This is a genomic window from Lactobacillus sp. wkB10 (assembly GCF_000760615.1).
Lineage (GTDB): Bacteria > Bacillota > Bacilli > Lactobacillales > Lactobacillaceae > Lactobacillus > Lactobacillus huangpiensis.
In genome coordinates this window covers 52,360-75,594 of sequence record NZ_JRJB01000009.1, presented here as the reverse complement: position 1 = coordinate 75,594, position 23,235 = coordinate 52,360, and the positions used below count along the sequence as shown (strand labels likewise).

Genomic DNA, 23,235 nt, shown 5'->3' with positions numbered 1-23,235 from the left:
ACAATTGGGTTAGCTGGATTCGAACCAGCGCATACTAGTACCAAAAACTAGTGCCTTACCGCTTGGCTATAACCCAATACCATCTGAGCTTTTACTTGTATGCTCAACATTTAATAGTATAGGAAATTGTGCTCTGCAAGTCAAGAGAAAACAGCTTTTTTCTTGCTATAAATTTAGTTCATACGCGTTTCTAGCACCGTTTTTAGTTTGATTAACCTGAACAATTCCCCGATATTCAAATCCTAAACTTCTAATCAGACCCTGCATGCGTTTATTGACCTCATGTGTATCAATGCGAAAATTGTGAATGCCAAGCATCAATCCTCTCGATATCAAGTTTGACATCATAAACTGACTTAGGTGCTGACCGCGAAATTTTGTGCTGATTGCAATTCTGTGAATAGTTGCATATTGTTCATCATTATTTTTCCAAGCACCATCTATTTCACTATAATTGGGATCAGCCGTTGTTAACAAAACAGCAACTCCAGCTATCTCTTTATTGGCAACAAGACAATATGCGCGCTTAAGAGATATATCTTCTGCAAGCATTTCACGGTTAGGAGAGCCATTTTGCCACTGAGGATTGCCGTCTTCTTTTAGCAATTTTTTTGCTTGATCAATAATTTTCATAATTTGGTCTAAGTCTTCTTTTTCAGCCAAGCGAGTATAAATCAACATTTTATTTTCCTCATTACTTTCAACATTTTATTTTAAAAGTAATTATACAATAAAAGCAGCCTTTCAAATAGACTGCTCTTTTTATGGCTCAAAGCCATTATTATACTTTTTACTTTTCACTACATATGTAGGAACACTAATAAAATGCATAGAACAAATATTATCATTATGAGAAATACTAAATCCATAATAGTTGTAATCACCATCATGAAGTGTACCTTGAGTGTTAAACAAATCCCCAGCATGTTCCCATTCTTGGTAATAATTTCGGTCAGATCTTTCTTCTTCACCACTGCCAATGTAACCAAAAATCATTTGTTTCAAGCCAAAATAAACGCTTTTCTTTAATTCAGTCATGGTCATTGTAGGACTAATATTATAAAAACCGGCCATGTCTTCAACAAAATTATCGTCAAGGTTAAGTCCATTGGCATGACAAGCACGAACAATTCCAGGAACATAGTGACTGTCTTTAATTGTTTTATTATTTTTGCTATATTCCAAGCCAATATCAGATGCTAATTTACCAGTTCCATTGCTTTCAACCCAAGGAGATAAATCCAAATCGTTCCTCGCTTCATTAATAAGACGAAGAGAAAATGCAGTTAAATCTCCAATTTGCTTTGGTGTAAGCTGATTCAAGTCAACCTGAGTTATATCATCATCTTTACTTTCAGATACTTTGAGACGACTAAAATCATTAGCTTTCATCCCCTGCATTGAAGCATCAATAAATTTCTTGCTGGGTTTACCTTGATAAGCAAGCAGCAGCTCAGTTTTAGTATAGCCCTTCGGCAATTTCATTCTTGCCTCAGTATATACCCTTTTGGTGCTCTTTTTAATGACTTTAACATCTTTAGCTAAAATCCAATGAGAATTGTTACCAATTTTATAGGCCGTTCTTTTTTTCTTACCAATTTTTTTCTTGGCACTATACGGATACTTGTACTTGGACTCTGCATAGAAATTAGAATGTTTTCCAGAAATTTTATACAGGCGAACTTTTTTCTTCCTTTTTACTTTAACATATCCCTTGATAGTGGCCGCCGTTACTTGTTCAGCTTCACCTATAGTTATTCCTGGAATAGTGATTAAAAAAATAATATTAACTATGGCAATAGCAAATTTGCTTTTCTTCATATTCTTCCTCGAGAGTTATTCTAAATTGGCTCTTTGTGGTACAAATTTAATTCTAAACTTATTATGAGAGATTGCCAATTAAATTATTTTTTCAATTAAGAAACATTTTGTAATATTTTTAGCTTATTTTAAATAATATCGATTCTCAGCAAAGGTAGAATACAAGTCATACCAGTATTTAATATAATTTTTGCAAATTAATCTTCTTTTATGTCTTACACGTGAAATTCATACCTGTCAGAAATGACGTACTGTTTCCCAGTATGTACAATGTTATTATTTTCGTCTTCAACGCTTACTTGTAACAATAACAAAGGAAAGCCAATAGATTTTCTCAAAACTCTAGCTTCACTGAGACTCGCCAGAGCAATGCTTATAACCATATCTCGCGACTTTAGTTCTTTTATACGATATTGTCCGTGTAAAACCTTATATAAAGAGTTGCTTAAGTCAACCTTTTCCAGTCCAGTAAACCGAGGTAGAGGAAAATAGTTGCATTCTAGCATCACAGGTTCGTCATCAACTAAGTGTACGCGTTCAATATAAAGAGCTGTCTTTGTCTTTAATATAGATTTTATCTTGTCTGGGGTTTCTACTTTTTTTACCTTAATTACTTGTGCACTGGCTTTAAAGCCTTCATTAGCAGCTGTTTGTGAAAAACTTTCAGCTGATGGAGAACTAACTATTCTTTTTACTTTTTGCGGTTTACGGACAAATGTCCCCACACCATGAATTTTCTCAATCAAGCCATCTTCAGCCAATCCAGCAATAGCTTTACGTAAAGTTACCCGACTAACGTTAAACTGTTTACTTAATTCAAATTCATTTGGCAATTTACTATTTGTTGGATATTCCCCCGTAATAATTTTTTGCCTGATTTTTTCCATTACCTGAGAATATAAAGAACCTGTTGCTACCAAATGTTATCACTTCCCTAATATTTAACTTTGCATATGTAAAATCTATTGTCCAGTTAATGATTATATATTTTAGCTAAATTCGATTTATATTAACAAAGAATAGTATAAAACAAAATTGGAATAAAGTATTCTGAAACAATAATTCCGCCAAAAAGAGGACACTACTAAAACTGTTAGTTAATATAAAAGGATTCTATTTTCATAGAATCCCTTAAAATACTTCTGTTTTTTGATTTTAATATGTAAGTTTCCACATATAACGACGTTTAGTTAGTGGGTGTTTTCTCGCCTTAGCTAATTCTTCCGCATAAACACGCATCACACCTGTGTGAATCATTGGGTTAAAGTAATCAATCACATTGTCACTCGCAATTTCGTTTAAACCATAGTCCTTGGCATCAATGTTTGTAACTTGTGCATCGAATCTTTGCAAGAAGGTTAAAGCTCGAGCGTCAAGATGACGAGTACTACCATCATTCATGAATAATAAGTACGGTGCATCCTTTTCGGTAAGTTCAAATGGACCATGAAAATATTCTCCAGAATGAACTGTCGGAGAAGCAATCCATTGCATTTCCATGAACAAGAATGATGCAGTTGAATAAGCAACTCCAAGTGATGCACCACTGCTAAGAACAAAAATTTTCTTTTCGTCCTTGTATTTATCACCAAATTCCTTTGCCGACGGGCCAACAGATTTCACTGCATTTTCAATCAAATCAGGCATGCCATTAAATGCTGCGAGAGCTTCATCATAAAACTGATAACCTTCAAACTGCTTAACAATTTCAATAGCAAAGGCCAAGCAATATGACATTTTTTCTGTTTTAGCAGCATAATTTTCATGGAAACCGTGAATAACTTTATACTCTGTTTCCTTAATAATAGGCGAATCATCTGCCATTGATAAAGTAATAAGATGAGTTCCTAACTCTCTTGCCTTTTTAGTTGCAGCAACTGATTCTGGAGTTGAGCCTCCAAGAGAAGCAGTTATTACAATAGTATGCTCTCCCACACCTTTTGGAGTATCATAGTTAAATTCATTTGCAGTATGAATTGAAGAAAGCAGTTTAGTACTTTCATGCGAAACAAAGTAATAACCTGGATACAAGTCAGCCATTGAAGCACCACAGCCAACAAACATTACACGATCAATATCAGGCTGCTTTTCTTTGATATCGCTTACAATAGATTTAACTTTTTCAAAATCCATAATTTATATAATCTCCTAGTTCTATTATAAAAATTTACTAATAACTAATTAAAAATACCTAATACGCTGAGTAGAATGCCACCAAAAATACAAATAACCATAATCCAAGCAGTATTAACCTTCTTTTTGATTAGGTAAAACATGCCTAACGTAAAGGCTAGCGACAACATCTGGGGGAAGATTGAATCCAATGTTTTCTGTAAAACGAAAGTTTTACCAAATTTGATTGGAGTTGTGATACCAATCATAGTTGCTACCATTGCGCCAATGACCATTAATCCTATTACATTCATCAAAGACATGATTCTATTAATAGTACCGTTGTTAATAAGACGCTGGATATTCTTTTTACCTTGAAGGTAACCCCATTTTCCACCCCAGTAAGTGACAATAACTGAAGGAATTATAGAAATAATCATTGCCAGAATCGGTCCAAATATATTGCCTTGCTGAGCCATGTTGATTCCTAAACCAAAAGCAATAATTTTAACTGTTCCTTGAAAGAATGAATCTCCAATACCTGATAAAGGACCCATTAATGAAGTTTTCACCCCATTAATTGAATCTGGATCAAATGTATCTGGATTAGCCGCATATTCTTCTTCCATTGCCGAAGATAGTCCTAAAACAAAAGAAGTCAATTGTGGTGTACAGTTAAAGAATGCCATATGACGATGATATGCTTCTTTTTTCTTTTGAAGCTTTTCAGGCGTATCAGGTTTCTCACCATAAATCTCATCTATCGTTGGTGCCATACCATACATGAAACCCATGTTCATTTGGCTTTCATAATTCCAAGATGTCTGAATAGCCCATGATCTCCAGAAGAATTGCCAAAATTTATGACGTAATCGTTTATCTGTATGTTTTTGTTCAGTCATAATTTATCCTCCTATAATTCTTCCAAATCATCTAAATCATCGCTACTACTGGTCTTAGGAGCAGCGTTATTGTTTCCATTATTAGACATAAACTTGTTGAGTATAATAGCGAAGATAACTGCAAAGATAGCTACACTTATAACAGTCATCTTGCCATATGCTGCAATGAAGAAACCTAAGAATAAGTAAACTGCATTTTTCTTATCAATCATAGTTGACATCAGAAGAGCAAATCCGTAAGCAGGTAAAATCTTACTTGCTAAAGTCAAACCGTTTGTTAACCAATCTGGAATCATTTTGACGAAACTGGTTACAACATTTGTACCTAAAAAGATTGCAAGAAAAACTGGAACAAAATATAACAAGCCATAAATAATTGGTCCATAAACTATGTGGTAACTTCGTGCTTTTCTAAATTTTCCTGCATCTATTGCATTCTCAACCAATTGGTTAAAGGATGAAAACAACATTCTAATCACTATAGCTACTAGCTGGCCTAGTACTGCTACTGGCAAAGCCACGGTTAACGCTGCTTGTGCACTGGTATGTGACAAAATTGCAAAAGCTGAAGCTACAACTGAGCCTAAGACCATATCTGGTGGAACGGCGGCACCTACTTGAACTATACCCATTGAAACTAATTCAAGCGTAGCGCCAACTAACAAGCCTTTAGATACATCGCCCAGTACTAAGCCAACGAGTGTGCTTACTATTAATGGCTGCTCAAAATTTTCACGTCCCAGCAGTCTTGAGTCGAACATGGCAAATACACCGACCAAGCCGACAACGAAAGCTTTCCAAAACATTTTTTACCTCTCTTTCTAAATTAAATTATTTAGAAACTCCTTATTAGCTGAAGGAACTTGTTGCATAGAAATCTTAATTCCCTGATCACACATTTTTTTAGTAAGCATAACCTCGTCAGGAGTTAAATATATAGCGTTACTAAAACGTTTAGCATCAGGTTTCGAAGGAACTAAGCCATAGTTAATTTCTTCTACTGGACCATATGCATCAATAAACTTGCTTAGTTCAGTTACATTTGCAAAAAGCAACATAATGTTGTCTTTTAGAGCCTTAATTTGATCTATTTTACTAATTGCTTTATCTACACTGAAAACGTTTAGTCTCACATCTTCCGGTTTAGCTAGTTTCAATGACATTTTCTTAAAATCATCATTTGCTGTAGCTGTGTCAATCACAATTACTCTTTCGATATTTGCAAATTTAGTCCATGAAAAAATGACTTGTCCATGCAATAATCGGTGATCAACCCTAATTACTTTTATCATAATAAATCTCCTTCATCGTCATCTTCAGTCATTAACTTATTTATTGACAAAACTCCCTTCTGTCCTTGGTTAATAGCTTCTTCTATATCTTCTTGGGTTAGGTCTGAATTTGCAGTAGTAACCAAAGTTATAACCAAAGGCAAGTTCATACCTGTCAGTACGGTTAATTTTTCGTGATCCTGCAACAACTGAGTCATTTCATTATTAACTGAACCTCCTAAAACATCAGTAATGACTACAGCACTCTCTTCACTATCCTTATCAATAGAGTTCTTGATCTCACCGATAAAACTGTCATCACTCGTACCATTTTTATAGGCCTCATATGCCTCAAGATTTTTCTGTTTACCAGTGATCATTTCGACAGTATCTTTCATTCCTTCAGCAAGTTTGCCATGGCTAACTAAAATTATTTTCACTAAACTTCACCCCTAATCCAAAATTAAACATCATTAGTACATTTATAAGATGTATTAACATGTATACTGAGTATAATAATATATAAAGATAATTGTGTAAAGGGTTTCTTTAAAAATAATTAAATTTATTTTATTAATTATAATTTTAAAGCGCTTTTATTAAGGCTTAAATTAAAAAGTTGAGTGTATCAACTTTTTAGTAACCATTTATTTATAGTCTTCCTTCCACATATACCTACGAGTTTCATAGCTTTCGTGGGTAGTATAAGAAAGCTCTCTCATATAAACATTATTTAAAATAGATGAAAAAATTGGATGATTAAAATACGGAGAAACTTTGGGCTTGATATCATCTAATCCTATTTCTTTACCGTCAAGTACATACAATTTTTTGCCACCAAATCTTTGTTCGAATTTCAGCGCCCGTTCATCTTCAGGTCTAGTTTTACCCGTGGCCAAAAGTTGAAAAATTGACTTACTTTTATCTGTAACCTCAAATGGACCATTAAAATATTCATAACTATGAATAGTTGGTGAATTCAATTGCAGCATTTCTTCAATATTACAAATTGAAAAGACGTAAGCTGCACCATATGCCGGGCCACTGGCAATAACGTAAATAGTTTTTTGATCTTTATTCTGCTCGGCCCACTCTTTTGCCAAAGGTCTAGTATATTCAACTGCTTTACGATAAATAGGATCAAGTAAATCAAAAGTTTTCATCGCTATTTCAAAATTATCATAGCCTTCAACTTCTTGTAGCAAATTCATTGCTATACATAATCCAATACTACCGTTTACACGTTCAAGCCTGCTTTCATCCAGAGCTAAACTTTCATATTTTATTTTAAAATCACAAACGTCTACCAGCCCAGATTCATCAACATAAAGAGCAATGGTGGTTGCATTATGTTCTTTAGCAACTTTTGCAGAATCAATCGTCTCACTGGTTCCTCTCATTGAACATAAAACTACTAATGAATTTTTGTCTAAACTCTGTGGTGGAGCATAAACAAATTCTCCACTAGTATACATACTGGAAAATAACTTTTTTGATTCTTGGCGCATAAAATAGTTAGCACCATAGAATCCACCAAAAGAGCCACCAGCACCAACCCAAATAACCTGCTTAACACCACCTCCAGCTTGCATTTTGTTAACAGTATTTTGAACGACCTGTTTAACTTCGTCTTGTATCTTCATCTTTTTCTCCTGTATTATATTTAGATACATGTATCTTTACTTTTAGATTATAAAGCGATTCAATTGCAAAGTAAAGGATATTTTAAAAATACCAGTATCTTTTTTAAAAAATAAAAAGATACTGGTGCTTAAATTATTAGCTTTTGATATAATACAATTAATAATTATTCAAGAAAGAAAAATATGTTGAAAAAGTCTGAAAATCATTTGCCTCTATATCTTAGTTTGGCAAATATTATAAAAAACAAAATTACGGAAAATAAATATCAGGTGGGTAAAAAAATCCCTTCTGAAATGGAGCTGCAAAAAGAATATTGTGTTAGTCGTACTACTGTTCGCAAGGCTCTTAAAATTTTAAGCGAGGACAATTACTTAATTAAACTTCCTGGCAAAGGAACCTTTGTTTCCGACAAACGTAATGAAATTCAAACTCAAAATCACAAATTTTCAAGTTTAACAGACAGTGCTGCCAAGACTGGTAAAAAAATTTCTAACCGTCTGATTAGCATCAAAAGCGTTGCGGGTAATGATGAACAAAATACATTCCTACAAACTACTAGTGAACAGCAAATAATAGAAATTAAACGTTTGAGGTATATTGATGGCATTCCATTCTGCCTTGAATGGATTTGGCTTAGTCCAAAATTTGAAGGTATTAAAGCTGAAGATCTTAATATGCCACTATACGAAATTTTACAAAATAAGTTTCATATTAATCCTGGTAGGGGTAAGAAAACTTTTAAAATTGTGTTTGCAAACAGAGAGGAATCTTTTTTGCTTAATGTTGACGAAAAAACACCATTAATGCGAATTAAGGATCTAGTCTATGATGATCACAACGATCCCTTACATATTACGCAAGAAATTATTCGAAGTGATAAATTTACATATGCGGTTAATCATTAATTTTTAAAATAAAAAAGCAGGCGGTAGTTTTTTCAACCAGTGTCTGCTTACTTTTTTAAATATTCTGTTTTTAAACTGACTTGCTAATTAGTACCAACCATTAGCTTGCCAGAATTGTTTAGCAGCTGCCCATGAGCCGTAGCGATTAGTAACATAGTTGTTAGCAACACGCTCCTGGTTAGCAGCTGAATAGTCTCCGTTAAGGTATGCAGCAGAAAGCTGATATTTACCAATATATTGACCATTTTGTGCACTGTATGAGCCACCAGATTCACGACTGGCAATCCACGCCTTTGCTCCAGCCTCTGAATCAGATGAAGCAGTTGTGTAATTATTATTTGTATTTACAGTATTATTAGTATAATTCGTAGTTTCTACATTGCCAGCATTGGAAACTGTACTGTTTTCTGTTTGACTGCCAGTTGCAGTATTTTGGGATTCATTTGCTGGATGATAGCCTTTATTAACGTATTTGGCCTTAACCCATTGGTTCTTGCCTAAGTCATACCACTTGTGACCCTTTTTGTCATAAGCAGTTTTAATGACTTTCCAAGAAGAATTACTTGGTAAAATTTGCCCAGTAGCTTCAGGATGTTTGTAACTGTTCCATACGCGAATTGAATTGCCATCAACGTAGTTAACAGTTACAACTGCTGCATCATTTTCTACTGTAGCTGCTTGAACATCACTTGCTTTAACGCTGCTCATAACTGCAACTCCGGAAGCAGATAACGCTGCTACTGCTGCTGATTTAACTAAGATAGATTTTACCTTCAAAAAAATTCTCTCCTTAAATAAAAATCCATAATATGTTTTTCAAATTGAGCATAATAAATTATTATTCAATTTGATGTTATATATACTACTACCTAAAAATTGCAGAATCATAACAAGAATATCACTCAACTTTTAAGAATTAATTACCTAATTTAGTAAAAATGTCACAGTTGTAACACAATGTTAACTGTTATTTAATTTGACAAAAACTTATTAGGACAAGGTTATACGGTTAATTGCTACTAGCAAGAACATGCGTTTGTATGTTGCAATTTAAAGAAAAAGAAATCATTTTTGCAACACAAATGAAAAACATTAGCTAGCTTTGCATATTTATGCTAAAAAAGTGATATAGTTAATTTAAAATTTGGTAGAAAGGAAATTACAGAATGAGTAAGTTCGAAGTAACACTAGACGAAAAAGATTTGCAAATGCTTGAAGATTGCCATTCAAAAAACCCTTCAATTATGAAGGCATTAAATGAAGCAAAAAAGATTGAAGACTAATGTTTAAACCGGAAAGCATTAATATGCTTTCTTTTTTTGTGCTTTTTGAATAGCAGCTACTTGTAAATTAATATGAATAGGTCGATTATAAAATTTATAAGTGCAAACGAAATGAGGTTCGTAAGTTAGAAAACTTGCGAACCTCACTTTATTTACCCTTGTGCTTTTTTACATATTAATTATTTTCAAACAAATTTTGAATTTCTGCAGGCGTATTAGCTGCTTTTAACTGGGCAATAAAGTCTGCGTGAGTCAAAAGCTTGGCAGTATTTGATAAGTATTGCAAGTGAGCATTGCTATCGACTTGTGGTATCAAAAAAGAAATTACCGTGTCAATTTTCTTACCATCTAATGATTGCCAATCAATCGGTTGTTTGAGTTTTAAAACGATCATTGAAGACTTGGCAATTGCTGCTGACTGAGCATGGGGAATAGCAAAACCGTCCGTCATCCCCGTAGAACCTTCTTTTTCACGTTTAATGTAACTATTGTAAACAGCTTCGCTGTCATTAGCCAAATTGTTTTGAACAGCAAAATCTGCTAAATACTTTAGCGCTTCCTCACGATTTCCAACATCAACACCAACTTTAATATTTTGTAAGTCAAGAATATCACTTGGATCAAAAGTTTCTACTTTGCTTTCTGCTTGTTGGTCAGTTGGACTATCAACACTAGGCGCAATTGCAGAGTCAGTTGCAGTTGCTAAAGCATCTTTTTTAGCAAACCTGCCAGCTATTAGAGCTAATAAGGCACCAGAAATAGCCGATCCAATCAGGATCCACAATACCCATAAGAATGGTTTATTAACTAACGGCAAAACAATAAAGCCACCGTGAGGAGCAGGCACACTGATTTTTGTGAGGTAGGTTAAAACTGATGCCACTGAAGAACCAATCATAAAAGCCGGGATATTCCATAAGGGATGTTTGGCGGCAAATGGAATCGCTCCTTCAGTGATATGAGTAGAACCCAGTAAAAAGTTGACATAACCAGCTGCTTTTTCACTTTTAGAATATGCTTTGGGATTCATTAATACTGCAAAACCTGTTGCAAGTGGCGGAGCTATACAAGCAGCAGAAACTCCGGCCATAAAGTAGTAGTTTCCTTGAGCCAGTAATACCGTACCTGTAACATAGGCAGCCTTATTAATAGGACCACCAAAGTCTGCTGCACACATTATGCCAACAATAATCCCCAGCAGGGCAGGATTAGTATTTTCAAAACCTCTAAGCCAGGACATTAGACCTACATTAAGTACTTTAATTGGAGTATTTAACAGGTACATAATTGATCCTGTAATTAGTACGCCAACAACAGGTAAAAGAAAGATTGATTTTAAGCCTCTAAATTTATCATCTGGTAGAGGCTGAAACAGTTTCTGCAGTCCTAAAACAACAATTGCTGCCAGATAACCGCCAACGATGGCTCCTAAAAAGCCACCGCCGCCATTAAAAGTGATAAAGCCGGCAGAAAGACCGACTACGAAACCTGTCCGTTGAGCCAAAGCCTCAGCAATATAAGCTCCTAAAACTGGAGCCATCAAGTTCATAGTAGTACTACCAACGGTGTTTAGCATTGCTGCAAATTGATTGTATTCACTGCTTTTAGGATTAGCCGAATCAATTCCCCAGAAAAATGAGATAGCTATCAACACCCCGCCGGCAACAACAAACGGCAGCATATGAGATACACCATTCATTAAAGATGTATAAATCTTATTACCCAGTTTTTGATTCCCAACATTCTCAGTATTTGCACCTTTAGCTGTTTGCCCTTCTTTATAAATAGGAGCCGCTAATGCTTTCTTAATTAAATCATCTGGTTCTTTGACACCTCTTGCAACAGGAACTACAACTAAGCGTTTGCCCGCAAAACGATCAAGTCCAACATCAATATCTGAGGCAACGATTACGGCTTGCGCATCTGCAATTTCTGCACTTGTTAAATTATTTTCAATGCCCGTTTGACCGTGTGTTTCAATTTTTATGGTATAGCCAAGCTTTTCTGCAGCTTTTTCCAGCGCTTCTTCTGCCATAAACGTGTGGGCAACGCCAGTTGCACAACCAGTCGCACCAACTAAATCATATTTAGCCACTTTAATTCATCCTTTCTGTTACTGAAATTTGTGGTAATAAATTATTTAAAGAAAAATCTGTGAGACCAGTGCGACTAGCAGTATCGCTTCCTGCAGCTACAGCTATTTTGAGAGCCTCACTAATAGTTTTTTTCTTTTCCAAAAAGGCAATGAAGGTACCAAGCATTGTATCCCCTGCACAAGCTGAATTAACCACTTGTATTTTAGGAGCATTGGCAAACAGGATATGCCGTTCATTAATAAAAGCTGCTCCAGCAGCACCTAAAGAAACCAACACATTTTGGCAACCCAGTTTAACTAGCTTTTGAGCAAAAGCGACTGTTTTCTCGTCTGTCATTTTACCCTCATAATTAAAGAAAGCTGCCAGTTCTGCGTCATTGGGTTTAAGTAAAAACGGTCGATATTTTAAAGTATCGATTACTTCAAGGTAACTACTGTCAACTACGAATTTTGCCCCCTGTTTTTGAACTAGCTCAGCCAGTTGTACTAAATAGTGAGGTTTAATTCCCCGAGAAAAACTGCCGGAAACAACTACCATATCATCCTTAGTTAGCGTGCTTTCAAGATAATCCAAAAATTGGTTTTGTTTTTCCAAGCTAACTTCTGGACCCGGGTTAACTTGTTTGTATTCCGTTTTTTCATCTAAAACGTCTGTAAAAACGTTAACCCTGGTTAGATCTTTTACCTTCAAAAAATTGGTTTGAATCCCCTTTTCCTTTAAACCTGAAATGACATAATCTAATGTAAAGCCGCCACCAATACCAGTAGCTACACTATCAATGCCTAATTTCTTTAAAATGAACGAAACATTGACTCCTTTACCATTAGGTTGCAATTCAAATTTTTCAGTTCTATTAACTACCTTTGGTTCCAGCTTTTTGGTTACAATTACCAAATCAATCGCTGGATTCAACGTTATTGTGTAAATCAAAGATTTCTCCCCTTTTTTTGCCTTTTGCATTATTATTATAGAAGTTAAAAAGTGTAACGTTTTTCTAAATTGATAGCGTTTACTATAATTATTAGGAAACTATTTACAAAAGGAGCACATATATGCCAAATAAAGAACTTTCCTCAGCAGAATTACATCTCTGGAATATCGTAGAAAATAATCCCCAAAAGATTGCTAATATGTCGATAGTAAAACTAAGTCAATTTGCAAATGTCTCAACTGCAACAATTGTGCGCACCATGCAAAAAATGGGTTACAGTGGTTACACCTCTTACCGCGAATCTTTGAAACTAAAAAGCAATTCAAATTCTACTTTTAGTGTGCTAAATGATGCTGACGATAAAATCAAAAGCGTGATTACTAAAAACGAAATTGAAATGAACAACACATTGCATAATTTGAACTACAGTACGATTGAGGACAGTATTTCGCTCACTAAACAAGCTAAAATCGTTTTTATTTTTGCTCGCGGCCTATCTGAATCAATTGCTCACGAAATGATGGTTAAATTGCAATTAACTGGAAAATATTGCGAATTTCATTCAGACCCGAATATTATTAAGACGATTGCTTGTAAAATAAAAAAAGACTCATTAGTAATTTTTATTACTCTTAATGGAGAAACTGAGGAATTGGTTACCGCAGCCAAAGCCCTAAATAAAAATGAAGTCCCAATTTTGACTTTTACTACTAATTCATCAGGCAGCATTTTGCCTTTTTCAACTTTATCCTTTATAGGCTACAAATCTAAAACCAACTATTTTCCCGAATATGAGGTCAGATCACGACTGCCCCTGCAAATAATGACGCGCATCTTTTGTGATGCATATTCGGTCAGATCAGATTTTTATAAGAGCAAATAAAAAGCCTTCTATAATAATTAAAGTATAGAAAGCTTTTTAGTTAATAAGTAAAATTATTCAGCAACTTCTAGCTTATCGCGCCAAGATTTAGCTCCCTTTAGAGCCTCATTTAAGTTTTCAATATTTTCTTTGCCGTGAGTAGCTAACCATTTTCTACCGGCTTCTTCACCTTCAGCGGCAAATGGTTTGATAGCCGGTTTCCAGGTAGCACGACCACAGAGAACACCGTTAAAGTCTGCACCTGCTTCTTCTGCCATTTTAATTTCAGCAATAAACTCTTCACTAGTTACACCAGCCGACAAGAAAATATATGGCAGATCAGTTATTTCAGATTGCTTTTTAAGCAAATCCTTAGCCTCTTCTTGAGTGTAAACCACATTGTTGTCCCCATTAAAACCTTCAACAAACTTAATGTTAAACGGAATTTCAACTTTAAGTACAGTCACATCGTATTCAGGTTTTGAAAATTCTTTCATTGTTTTCAAAACCTTATCAGCTTTAACTTTCGCAAATTCTTCACTCTTAGCATCAGCGATATTTGCGTCATAAGTCAAAACTTCCAAAAAGAATGGCAATTCATTAGCTTTAGCTTCTGCACCAACTCTTTCAACGAAAGCGTGCTTTTTATCATTAATTTCTTGACCTTCATCAGGATCATAGTAAACCAAAAACTTAATGGCATCTCCGCCTTCATTTTTAATTCTTAATCCAGACTGATTAGCAATTAAGTCAGGCATTCTGCCAGGTTCTGTGGTATCATACCCGGTTTTTTCATAAGAAAGTAATAATCCGCAATTTTTATCCCTCACTTTTGTTGCTGGCAAACCATATTCTGGGTCAGTCAAAATCGATGAAGCATAAGGAGTCAACTCACTGGAAACTGCTTTTTTAAAATCAACAATAGTTGTTTCATCAGCAGGTTTATTAGCGGCCTCTGCTAACATCTTTTTCAAAGAGCCACGTTGATCGATTGCCAAAGCACTGATTATACCATCAGTTGTTGACAAGTTTGCCATATGTTTGGCAACTGCTGCAGAAATTGTTTTCATTATATATCTCCTTTAACATTTTCTTTAATCGCACAACTATTATTATATACTGATAAAGTTGCCTTTTAAAGAAAAGCAAGAATTTTAGTAAACTTTTTCACAATTATAAATAATTCAGAAAACATTTACCTTGCTTTATGCAAATTACTTCTGCTCAACTTTGTCAGTTTTTTTAGCTTTTTTAGTTTTACAGTTAAATCTTGTTCCCCAAGGAGATGCCTTTAAGTCCTTAACTGCTCTTACCTCAAAAGTATATTCAGATTCAGACTTCAGGCTGCTTAAAGTATAACTTGCTTTTTTAATATTAGTATATAAAACATCGTCAATTTTGAGCTGATAACTATCGCAATCAGATACAGGTTGCCATGATACCGTGATGGAATCTGCAGTAGTTTTTTCATTATCTTGTGCTAAATTAGTCGGAGTTGTCAAAGAATCATCTTCTGCTGGCAAACTGTTAACCGGTTTTGTACTTATATCGATACCACCGATTTTAATAGTTAATTCGTTTTGACTAGTATTAGTTTGACTTATTTTTATTCTCAAAAATGTCTGATTTAAATCTGTACTAAATTCTTTTAGATAAGGGTTAACTAAGTAGTTTTGATCAAAGAAATAGCAATTTTCTTGATTTTGAAATTCAGCTATACTATTTACTTCAGTCAAATTAATTTCTTGATTGCCTACTAAAGCTTTGATCGCCTCCGGTGCCTTTTTAGTTCTGATATCAACTTCTGTTGCTTTTTCCGGATCAAAACCAGCATATGTACCTTTGGTTTTGTCAATTTTGATAGTCAGGTCTGAGTTCAGCAAAAGACTGCTTACTTTGGTTTGAGCATAATCGCCCTGCTCATACTTAGCAGAAAAGCCATCATCTTCATAAACTGAAAAGCTACTGTTTCCACTTGGATAAACTATAAATTGTCGCTGCTTTTTCAGATCAAGGTATTCCTTAGGTGTATTCGTCGCTGGTGCTACAGGAACGATTGCTCCTGCTTTAACAAATACAGGCAATTTCCATAATGGTGCATCAAGGTTATTAATTACTTGACCGCCACGATATTCTTGACCAGTAAAGTAATCAATCCAGACTTGATTTTTATCTGGTAAATATATTTCGTTTCTGATATCGTTACCCACTTCATCACTGGCAGTGTCTTGGTAAATCGGAGCAACCAAGAAGTTCTCTCCCCACAAATACTGGTATCTGACCAAATTAGTATAAAATTGAGGAACATCAGGATATTCCAAGAACATTGCACGCACCATAGGTTTACTGGTAAAGGTTGCTTGCGCTGCGATGCTATAAATATATGGCATCATCATTGACTTTTGTTTGAGGTATGCACGGTTAAGTTTATTTGTAATACCACCAAATACAAATGGGTTTTTAGGATTCTTGCCCCAGCCATCCATATTTAATTGAATTGGGGTGAAAGCTTTCCACTGATAATCTCTAGTGTTAATAATTGGCTTTTGACCTCCAAAAATTCCGTCCATGTCTGACGCAACATTAGGCTGCCCTGAAAGTCCTTCGCCGATATAAGTTGGTATTTGGAAGCGGATATATTCCCACTCACCACCTACTTCGTCTCCAGTCCAAACCGTACTGGTATTTTGAGTTCCTGCCCAGCCATCAACAGTAATAATAAATGGTCGCAGTTGATCACCTTTGATTTTGGCAATCATCTTGGCAGTACTTTGAGTGGCATTTAAGCCGAATGAATAGCCGTGACCAACCCATGCCTCATCAGTCTTAAGTGCAGTGACACCAGCAACGAGTTCTTTTTCAAAATCACGATCATCTGGTTTAGGATTTTCAGGATCTACTGGGGCAAGATTTTGCTGGGTCCAAAGTCCTACTTGAACACCTTTGCTATTAGCATATTTAACAAACTCAGCTAAATTCTTAAGGTTGCCTGCTAATGTATCAGTTTGACCATATCCAGCTCCATAACCATCATTAGGCAAAAACCAGCCTAAAGGCATATCATTTTGCAAATATTGTTCTAGCATGGCTCTTGCACTAAATTGATAAGAAATACCACCGTGTTCGCCATTTAACGTTTCTCTGATTGACTTTGGTTTTAATTCTGCCGGTAAATCTTTTGGCTGATATTCACGATAATACTTGCCATCAGGATATTTGATAGCTCCTTTTTCATCAGATTTGACCTCAACCCAATAGTCACGGTTATATGCATTTAGATGAGCTTCATAAAAACCGAAAACTGGTGTTAGGGCAGGCCTGCCAGTCAGCTTATGATATGCATTAATCAATTCATATGCTGAATCGGCAAAGAAATAAATAGCATCAAAACGATTTTCTTCATGAGCAATCGTAATCTCATCGTTCGAATTGCTATTAAAGTCATAATGTCCGGGCTTAAAAGTATTGCGAATTGCACCGTAACCGGCAGTTGACCAGTAAAAAGGATTAGGTGAAGCTACACCTTGATCAACCCAGTTATTGGTATTAACAATTTCGATTTTTTCTCCTGCTAGTGTGAAACGGCCGTTTTGGGTACCTCCACCAAAGTAATTACTATTATGATCAATTAAAGTTTGAACAGTTGCCGAATTTGTCAGTTCAATCGGACGTGCCTCTTTTAATACTAATCTACCTTTTTTTGTAACACTCATAGTAGCGGCATTTTTAACTAAATTGATTTCAACTGCACCTGTATCAATTTGCCAGCCGTTTTTGGTTACATGGAGATTGGTACCATTCATTCCTTTGGCGCTATATATATCTTTCAAGAAAATTTGAGCATGCAATCCTTTTTCCGATTGTTCCGGCTCTTGAAATTTCTGGTTTGGATCAATATATAACCTGAATGTTTTTGAATCAAGTATGTAGAGGCGACCAGTCAGTCCATGTGCATAGTGAATCTCAAAATAATCAGATTGTCTAATTACTTCAGTGATGTTTTGCAATTTCAAATTCTCAGATTCTACATTTTTTTGTGTATCACTTGCTTTATTAATTTTTCTCTCCTCCTTCATATTAGAAGAAAATTAATCTTTCTTAAAATGTTTGATAAAGCTGATTATAAGCTAAATTTGCGTAAGGATAAATAGATTTATGATAAGTTTTTGTCATAACATTTTTTCTCTTACTAGTTAGAAAAATAAAACCCCATAATTAGTGCTTCTAATTATGGGGAATATTTTAGTCGCTTAGTAACTAAATAATTAAAAAATTGATAGATTTAATTGGGTTTTTATATTATAGAGAGTAGAAATTAACTTTCTTTACATATTTGTTTTTACCTATTGTATAGTACTTCTTAAATCCTATCTTTATTGCACTACCATATGTTTCTACCTTCTTACCCTTTTTCAAAACTTTATGTCCTACTCTCTTTCCCTTCTTATTGTATATATAAGAATTATGACGAAGTTTGCGATCCAAACCATCAATATTGCCAGCTGCTATAAAGCGACTATTTCCTAAATCATAGTATTCTTTATTATTAATCACTTTTTTACCAAGGACCATTATCTTAGAGCCAGCTTTTAGAACACTATCATCTTTTCTTTGACTGTTTTCATCATAAATATATGCATTATGCATCAAGACTTTGCTTGTCTTAAATTTATTATTGTCTGTGTTTTCTTTATCTTTGTCCTTATTTGGTTTTGTCTGATCTGATGTATTTGTTGTTGGGGAAGTGATATTGCTATTTGTGTTATTACCTGTATTTCCAGAGTTACCCGTATTTCCAGAATTGCCCGTATCATTATGTTGATTTTCAACTTTTTCTTTAACTTTAATGTTAATTGCTTCAGTATCTTCCGGCTCATATTCCAAAGACCGCTTGTTCACCAGCATTTGATCTTTAAGACCAAAAGTAATAGTTTTCCCGTTCAAAGGTTTTAACGCAGTAAACTTAATTGTGGCAACAGTTCCATAACCATTAAGCAGTGGTGCTTCTCCTTTATTACCATAAATTACAAATACATCCGAACTATTATCTGAATGAGTCTTATTTTTAGAGAAACTTGTCATACTTCCTGTTAAGCTTCCATTTTGAATGCCTTCAAATTTTAATTCCTGGGAACTATATGGCAGTCTAGCAGACAGAGTATTGACATTTTTCAAATTACTTGCACTAATAGTTACAGTGACTGTATCGCCTTCATTATAGCTAGTTTTATCTGTAGAAATAGTAAGCTTACCTGAAGGAGTAACTTTACCACTTTCATCAATATTTGCTGGTGGATTTCCTAATTGAGTCATAACATAATTGATATCAAACGCATCAATCATTCCGTTTTGATTAAGATCACCATTTTCAACATAGCCATCAAAGTCATTATCTTTACCACGTGTCTCTCCCGCATAATTGAATAGGGAAGTTACATCATTATCATCTATTACGCCATCATTATTAATATCTCCAGGAAGTACAACTTTAGTACCATCTTTTTTGTAAAGCAAAAATTCTTGACCAGAGACAAATTTATTGTATGTGCTGTTTTGTGGGATGATAAATTTTACCCAATAAGCCTTTGTACCAGGTGCAAATTTTATTTCCTTTTTTTCTTTATCATAAGACCAGTTTGAACCACTTCCTGCTTCTTTCCAATGAATGCCATCAACACTAGTTTGAATATTCATGGCCTTTATCATGCCGTTTTTGCCACCATCATCTCTTGGTACATAAACAAAACGGTCAAGATCAGTAATTCCATCCAAATGTGTTGTAATGGTCATTGGTGTAGCATCTTGTTGCGGACCCGAAGTAAACCAATTGGTATGTGCTTGACTAGTTAAATCACCGTCAAACAAATTTTCACCAGGTGTGCCAGATTGCCAAATATTAGTACCTTTAATATTTGACTCTGTATTGACATAAGTAACTTTCACGGCATTTTTAAGTTCATCTTCATTTGACTTAAATGTTTGAATATCACTCCAAGGAGAAGCAGCTGTTTCAGTTACAGTCTGTACTTGGAAAGTATGCTGTGAATTTGGCTTTAGGTCAGTTAATATAAATTCTGGTTTCTTAATGTTGGTATACAAAACATTATCAACTTTTAAGTTATAGCTTTGACTTCCTTCAACTGGGGTCCATGATATAGCAATAGCATTTTGTGTAGTTTTATCAGAATCTTGTTTAATATCTGAAGGGGCTTTTACTTCCGAGCTTTCATTAGGAATCTTATTTACAGGATCTGCATCTTCACTGATGCCATCAAGTGACACTACAATTCCATTTTGAGTAACATCAGTTTTATCAAGTTTAATACGTAAAAAGCTTTGTTTAAGATCTTCACTCATATCTTTCAAATAGGAATTTGTTAAATAAGAATTATCTAGGAAATAAACATTAGTAGATTTCTGATAATCCTCTAGGTCGCTTGCTTGCCGTAGTTTGACATCCTTTGAACCTATCTTAACAGTAATAGTAGTAGGGTTAGACTTAGTTCTAATATCAAATTCTGTAGTTTTATTAGGATTCATACCCTGATAAGTACCCTTTGTGGGATCAACTGTAATTGTCAACTTCGAACCATCTAGCGCAGAATGAATCTGAGTTTGTGTGTATTTTTCATTTTTGTATTGTGCAGAAATTCCGTCATCATCATAAACAGTAAAATTACTATTTCCAGAAGGATAAATTTCAAATTCACGTCTATTCTCTTTCAGATTTAGATAATCTTTTGGCGTATTCGTTGCTGGTGCAACTGGAATAATAGCTCCTGCCTTAACAAAAACAGGTAATTTCCAAATTGGTGCAGCAAAATCGTTAATAACTTGACCACCTTGATATTCTTTTCCAGTGTAGTAGTCAATCCATATTTGGTTTTTATCAGGTAAATATATTCCATTACGAACATCGTTTCCTTTTTCATCACTTGCCGTGTTTTGATAAATCGGTGCAATCAGGAAATTATCACCCCAAAGATATTGATATTTTACCAAATCAGTATAGGCCTCAGGATAATCTGGGTAATCAAGAAACATTGCTCTAACCATTGGCTTGCCAGCAAAAGTTGCATCTGCAGCTATACTATAAATATATGGCATTAACATTGATTTTTGCTTCAAGTAAGCTCTATTAATATTAGTGGTGTTTTCATCAAATGCAAAAGGATTTTTTGGATTATAACCCCAGCCATCCATATTTAATTGAATCGGAGTAAATGCTTTCCACTCATATTCCCTAGCATTAACAATTGGATTTTTACCGCCAAAAATGCCATCCATATCTGATGCAGAGTTCGGTTGACCTGAAAGCCCTGACCCAATATAGGTAGGTATCTGGAAACGAATATATTCCCATTCTCCCCCTGTTTCATCACCAGTCCAAACAGCTGCCGTATTTTGAGTACCAGCCCAACCGTCTACAGTAATAATAAATGGTCGTAAAAGATCACCCTTAATCTTGTTAATCATGCTTGCAGCAGTTTGAGTCGCATTAAGACCAAAGGAATAACCATAACCTACCCAAGCCACATCAGTCTTTAGTGCAGTAACACCATTTTGAATTTCTTTTTCAAAGTCGCGGTCAGTAGGCTTAGGATTTGCGGGATCAACAGGTGATAGATTTTGCTGAGTCCACAAACCTACTTGCAGTCCTTTTGAATTAGCATAATCAATGAATTCTGCTAAATTTGCTAGATTGCCTTCTAGCGAGTCAGTTTGACCATAGCCTGCGCCATAACCATCATTAGGTAAAAACCAACCAATAGGCATATCATGAGATAAATATTGATCAATCATTGCCCGTGCACTGAATTGATAACTAGTTCCTCCATTTTCACCATTTAAAGTTTCGCGAATTGCTTTATCCTTCAAATCAGCCGGAAGGTCAGTAGGTTCATATTCCTTGTAGTATTTTCCATCTGGATATTTTATTGCACCAGAAGTTCCTTCGGGAACTTCAACCCAGTAGTCACGGTTATATGCATTTAGGTGCGCTTCATAGAAACCATAGATTGGTGTCAAAGCTGGTAATCCAGTTAGCTCTTGGTAATCATGAATTAGGTCGTAAGATGAGTCATCAAAGAAATAAATTGCATCAAATCTATTTTCATTATGAGTTGTTGCTATATTGCCATCTGAATTGCTATCAAAGTCATAATTACCTGGTGCAAAAGTATTACGCACGACACCGTATCCCTTAGATGACCAGTAAAATGGATTAGGTGAAGCTACACCTTGATCAACCCAGTTATTGGTGTTTACAATTTGAATTTTGTCACCGGTCAGATTGAATCTACCATTTTGAGTTCCCCCACCAAAATAATTACTACCTTTATCGTCTTTTAGTGTTTGTGTACTTGAATCATCAGTAATAGAAATTGGTTTATCCTCTTGTAAAATTACCCTATTTCCTTTACTTACACTCATAGTTCCTGCTGTCTTATCAAAGTTAATATCAATTGTACCGGTTGACAGCTTCCAACCATTTTCAGTTTCCTCAGATTTTGTAGCTTCTAATCCACCAGTTCCATAGGCATCTTCTTGTAACATTTTGGCATTTAAACCTTTTTGAGATTGTTCAGGATCGCCATATTCTTTCTTGGGGTCGATATAATAACGAAACATCTTTGGACTTAATACATATAGTCGGGCTACTTGTCCATTAGTATAAGTAACTTCAAAATATTTATCTTTCTTTTCAATGCTAGCAATCGCATTTTGACTAGTTTCATCAGTACTTACTTTACTTTGTGTCTGTTCAGTTTGTTTGTTAGTATTATTGCTTTGAGAATTTTCTATTGTTTCATTGTTAGTTTCATTATTTTGATCGTTTTCTACTGTTTCATTGTTGTTAGCAATGATCTTTTTAGCAACTTTTTTAGTTTTTATAGCGGAAACTAATTTCTTATTTTTTCTAGCTTTTTTTAAAATCTTCTTATTCTTCTTTACATGCTTTTTGCTTTTTGTAGATTGATGAGTAACCACCTTAGCACTAACAACTTGAGAAGGACAATACATAACCCCAATAGAAATTGATGTTAGTGCTATTGAAACAACACCAACTCCAATTCGCTTAAAAGAATTATGTCTGTCCTTATTTTTGATTTTTGCTATATCATTAAAATTATATTGTTCCGACATTATTTTTCTTCTCCTTATGTTATTTAAATTTAAATTTTACTTAGAAAGCGCTTTATGCTTATATTATATTATTTTTATTTCTATAATTAAATAGCTAATTTTAATATGTTGTCCACCCACATTTTAATTTTTATTATATATTATTTGTTATTTTTTAAAAATAAATAGTTTTTTTATTCATTAAAGTAATGTTATTTTAAAAGAAATTAATTTATCTCTGTGATAAAATTATTCTTAGTTACTAGTTTTATATAGGTACAC

Annotated in this window: 17 protein-coding genes and 1 tRNA gene; 2 read left to right on the top strand and 16 right to left on the bottom strand. The window is 34.6% G+C overall.

The features are described 5' to 3' along the window. Nucleotides 1-4: 4 nt before the first annotated feature. The 10 genes from LACWKB10_RS07420 to LACWKB10_RS07375 form a co-directional block, all read right to left on the bottom strand. Nucleotides 5-76 (bottom strand) — tRNA-Gln (locus tag LACWKB10_RS07420). A gap of 89 nt (nt 77-165) precedes the next feature. Further along, nucleotides 166-681 (bottom strand): GNAT family N-acetyltransferase, encoded by a 516-nt coding sequence (locus LACWKB10_RS07415; protein ID WP_034980681.1) that lies wholly within the window; start codon nt 679-681, stop codon nt 166-168. An 81-nt stretch (nt 682-762) separates the two neighbouring features. Beyond that, nucleotides 763-1,821 carry an SEC10/PgrA surface exclusion domain-containing protein gene (locus tag LACWKB10_RS07410; RefSeq protein WP_034980678.1) on the bottom strand — a complete coding sequence of 353 codons (1,059 nt, stop codon included), beginning with the start codon at nt 1,819-1,821 and terminating at the stop codon, nt 763-765. 215 nt (nt 1,822-2,036) lie between these two features. Then, nucleotides 2,037-2,741 carry a GntR family transcriptional regulator gene (locus tag LACWKB10_RS07405; protein WP_034980675.1) on the bottom strand — a complete coding sequence of 235 codons (705 nt, stop codon included), beginning with the start codon at nt 2,739-2,741 and terminating at the stop codon, nt 2,037-2,039. Between the two features lie 235 nt (nt 2,742-2,976). Continuing rightward, on the bottom strand, nt 2,977-3,954 hold the full coding sequence (locus tag LACWKB10_RS07400) for an SIS domain-containing protein (RefSeq protein WP_034980672.1): 978 nt from the start codon (nt 3,952-3,954) through the stop codon (nt 2,977-2,979). Between the two features lie 44 nt (nt 3,955-3,998). Further along, on the bottom strand, nt 3,999-4,835 hold the full coding sequence (locus LACWKB10_RS07395) for a PTS system mannose/fructose/sorbose family transporter subunit IID (RefSeq protein WP_034980669.1): 837 nt from the start codon (nt 4,833-4,835) through the stop codon (nt 3,999-4,001). A gap of 11 nt (nt 4,836-4,846) precedes the next feature. Next, nucleotides 4,847-5,641 (bottom strand): PTS sugar transporter subunit IIC, encoded by a 795-nt coding sequence (locus LACWKB10_RS07390; RefSeq protein WP_034980666.1) that lies wholly within the window; start codon nt 5,639-5,641, stop codon nt 4,847-4,849. A 15-nt stretch (nt 5,642-5,656) separates the two neighbouring features. Then, nucleotides 5,657-6,127, bottom strand: coding sequence for a PTS sugar transporter subunit IIB (locus LACWKB10_RS07385; RefSeq protein ID WP_034980663.1), 471 nt, complete (start codon nt 6,125-6,127; stop codon nt 5,657-5,659). Next, complete coding sequence (locus LACWKB10_RS07380) at nt 6,124-6,546, bottom strand: PTS sugar transporter subunit IIA (RefSeq protein ID WP_034980660.1); 423 nt, start codon at nt 6,544-6,546, stop codon at nt 6,124-6,126. Before LACWKB10_RS07380 ends, LACWKB10_RS07385 begins: the two co-directional genes overlap by 4 nt. A 207-nt stretch (nt 6,547-6,753) precedes the next feature. After that, on the bottom strand, nt 6,754-7,749 hold the full coding sequence (locus tag LACWKB10_RS07375) for a sugar isomerase (RefSeq protein ID WP_034980658.1): 996 nt from the start codon (nt 7,747-7,749) through the stop codon (nt 6,754-6,756). Nucleotides 7,750-7,932: 183 nt separating this feature from the next. Here LACWKB10_RS07375 and LACWKB10_RS07370 point away from each other — a divergent pair, with 183 nt between their 5' ends. Continuing rightward, on the top strand, nt 7,933-8,655 hold the full coding sequence (locus tag LACWKB10_RS07370; protein WP_034980656.1) for a GntR family transcriptional regulator: 723 nt from the start codon (nt 7,933-7,935) through the stop codon (nt 8,653-8,655). An 87-nt stretch (nt 8,656-8,742) separates the two neighbouring features. On the opposite strand, the gene LACWKB10_RS07365 is transcribed toward LACWKB10_RS07370, so the two are convergent. From LACWKB10_RS07365 to pfkB, 3 genes are all read right to left on the bottom strand, one after another. Next, on the bottom strand, nt 8,743-9,432 hold the full coding sequence (locus LACWKB10_RS07365; RefSeq protein ID WP_034980654.1) for a hypothetical protein: 690 nt from the start codon (nt 9,430-9,432) through the stop codon (nt 8,743-8,745). A 681-nt stretch (nt 9,433-10,113) separates the two neighbouring features. Then, entirely contained in the window at nt 10,114-12,033 is a 1,920-nt protein-coding gene (locus LACWKB10_RS07360; protein ID WP_034980651.1) for a fructose-specific PTS transporter subunit EIIC, read from the bottom strand. Between the two features lies 1 nt (nt 12,034). Then, the gene (gene pfkB, locus LACWKB10_RS07355) at nt 12,035-12,964 is read right to left on the bottom strand and encodes a 1-phosphofructokinase (protein ID WP_034980648.1); all 930 of its coding nucleotides are present in this window, start codon (nt 12,962-12,964) and stop codon (nt 12,035-12,037) included. Between the two features lie 122 nt (nt 12,965-13,086). Between pfkB and LACWKB10_RS07350 the strand changes: the two genes are divergently transcribed. Beyond that, nucleotides 13,087-13,848, top strand: a complete 762-nt coding sequence (locus LACWKB10_RS07350) for a MurR/RpiR family transcriptional regulator (protein WP_034980646.1) — start codon at nt 13,087-13,089, stop codon at nt 13,846-13,848. A 53-nt stretch (nt 13,849-13,901) separates the two neighbouring features. On the opposite strand, the gene LACWKB10_RS07345 is transcribed toward LACWKB10_RS07350, so the two are convergent. The 3 genes from LACWKB10_RS07345 to LACWKB10_RS07335 form a co-directional block, all read right to left on the bottom strand. Continuing rightward, entirely contained in the window at nt 13,902-14,897 is a 996-nt protein-coding gene (locus LACWKB10_RS07345) for a tagatose 1,6-diphosphate aldolase (RefSeq protein WP_034980645.1), read from the bottom strand. A gap of 144 nt (nt 14,898-15,041) precedes the next feature. After that, on the bottom strand, nt 15,042-17,834 hold the full coding sequence (locus LACWKB10_RS07340; protein WP_161779315.1) for a TIM-barrel domain-containing protein: 2,793 nt from the start codon (nt 17,832-17,834) through the stop codon (nt 15,042-15,044). A gap of 292 nt (nt 17,835-18,126) precedes the next feature. Beyond that, nucleotides 18,127-22,974, bottom strand: coding sequence for an SLAP domain-containing protein (locus LACWKB10_RS07335; protein WP_052060333.1), 4,848 nt, complete (start codon nt 22,972-22,974; stop codon nt 18,127-18,129). Between the last annotated feature and the right edge of the window lie 261 nt (nt 22,975-23,235).

Bases quoted from the DNA above. Each gene is read 5' to 3' on its own strand.
- LACWKB10_RS07415 (WP_034980681.1), bottom strand. From the start codon at position 681: ATGTTGATTTATACTCGCTTGGCTGAAAAAGAAGACTTAGACCAAATT.
- LACWKB10_RS07410 (WP_034980678.1), bottom strand. From the start codon at position 1,821: ATGAAGAAAAGCAAATTTGCTATTGCCATAGTTAATATTATTTTTTTA.
- LACWKB10_RS07400 (WP_034980672.1), bottom strand. From the start codon at position 3,954: ATGGATTTTGAAAAAGTTAAATCTATTGTAAGCGATATCAAAGAAAAG.
- LACWKB10_RS07395 (WP_034980669.1), bottom strand. From the start codon at position 4,835: ATGACTGAACAAAAACATACAGATAAACGATTACGTCATAAATTTTGG.
- LACWKB10_RS07390 (WP_034980666.1), bottom strand. From the start codon at position 5,641: ATGTTTTGGAAAGCTTTCGTTGTCGGCTTGGTCGGTGTATTTGCCATG.
- LACWKB10_RS07385 (WP_034980663.1), bottom strand. From the start codon at position 6,127: ATGATAAAAGTAATTAGGGTTGATCACCGATTATTGCATGGACAAGTC.
- LACWKB10_RS07375 (WP_034980658.1), bottom strand. From the start codon at position 7,749: ATGAAGATACAAGACGAAGTTAAACAGGTCGTTCAAAATACTGTTAAC.
- LACWKB10_RS07370 (WP_034980656.1), top strand. From the start codon at position 7,933: ATGTTGAAAAAGTCTGAAAATCATTTGCCTCTATATCTTAGTTTGGCA.
- LACWKB10_RS07350 (WP_034980646.1), top strand. From the start codon at position 13,087: ATGCCAAATAAAGAACTTTCCTCAGCAGAATTACATCTCTGGAATATC.
- LACWKB10_RS07345 (WP_034980645.1), bottom strand. From the start codon at position 14,897: ATGAAAACAATTTCTGCAGCAGTTGCCAAACATATGGCAAACTTGTCA.
- LACWKB10_RS07335 (WP_052060333.1), bottom strand. From the start codon at position 22,974: ATGTCGGAACAATATAATTTTAATGATATAGCAAAAATCAAAAATAAG.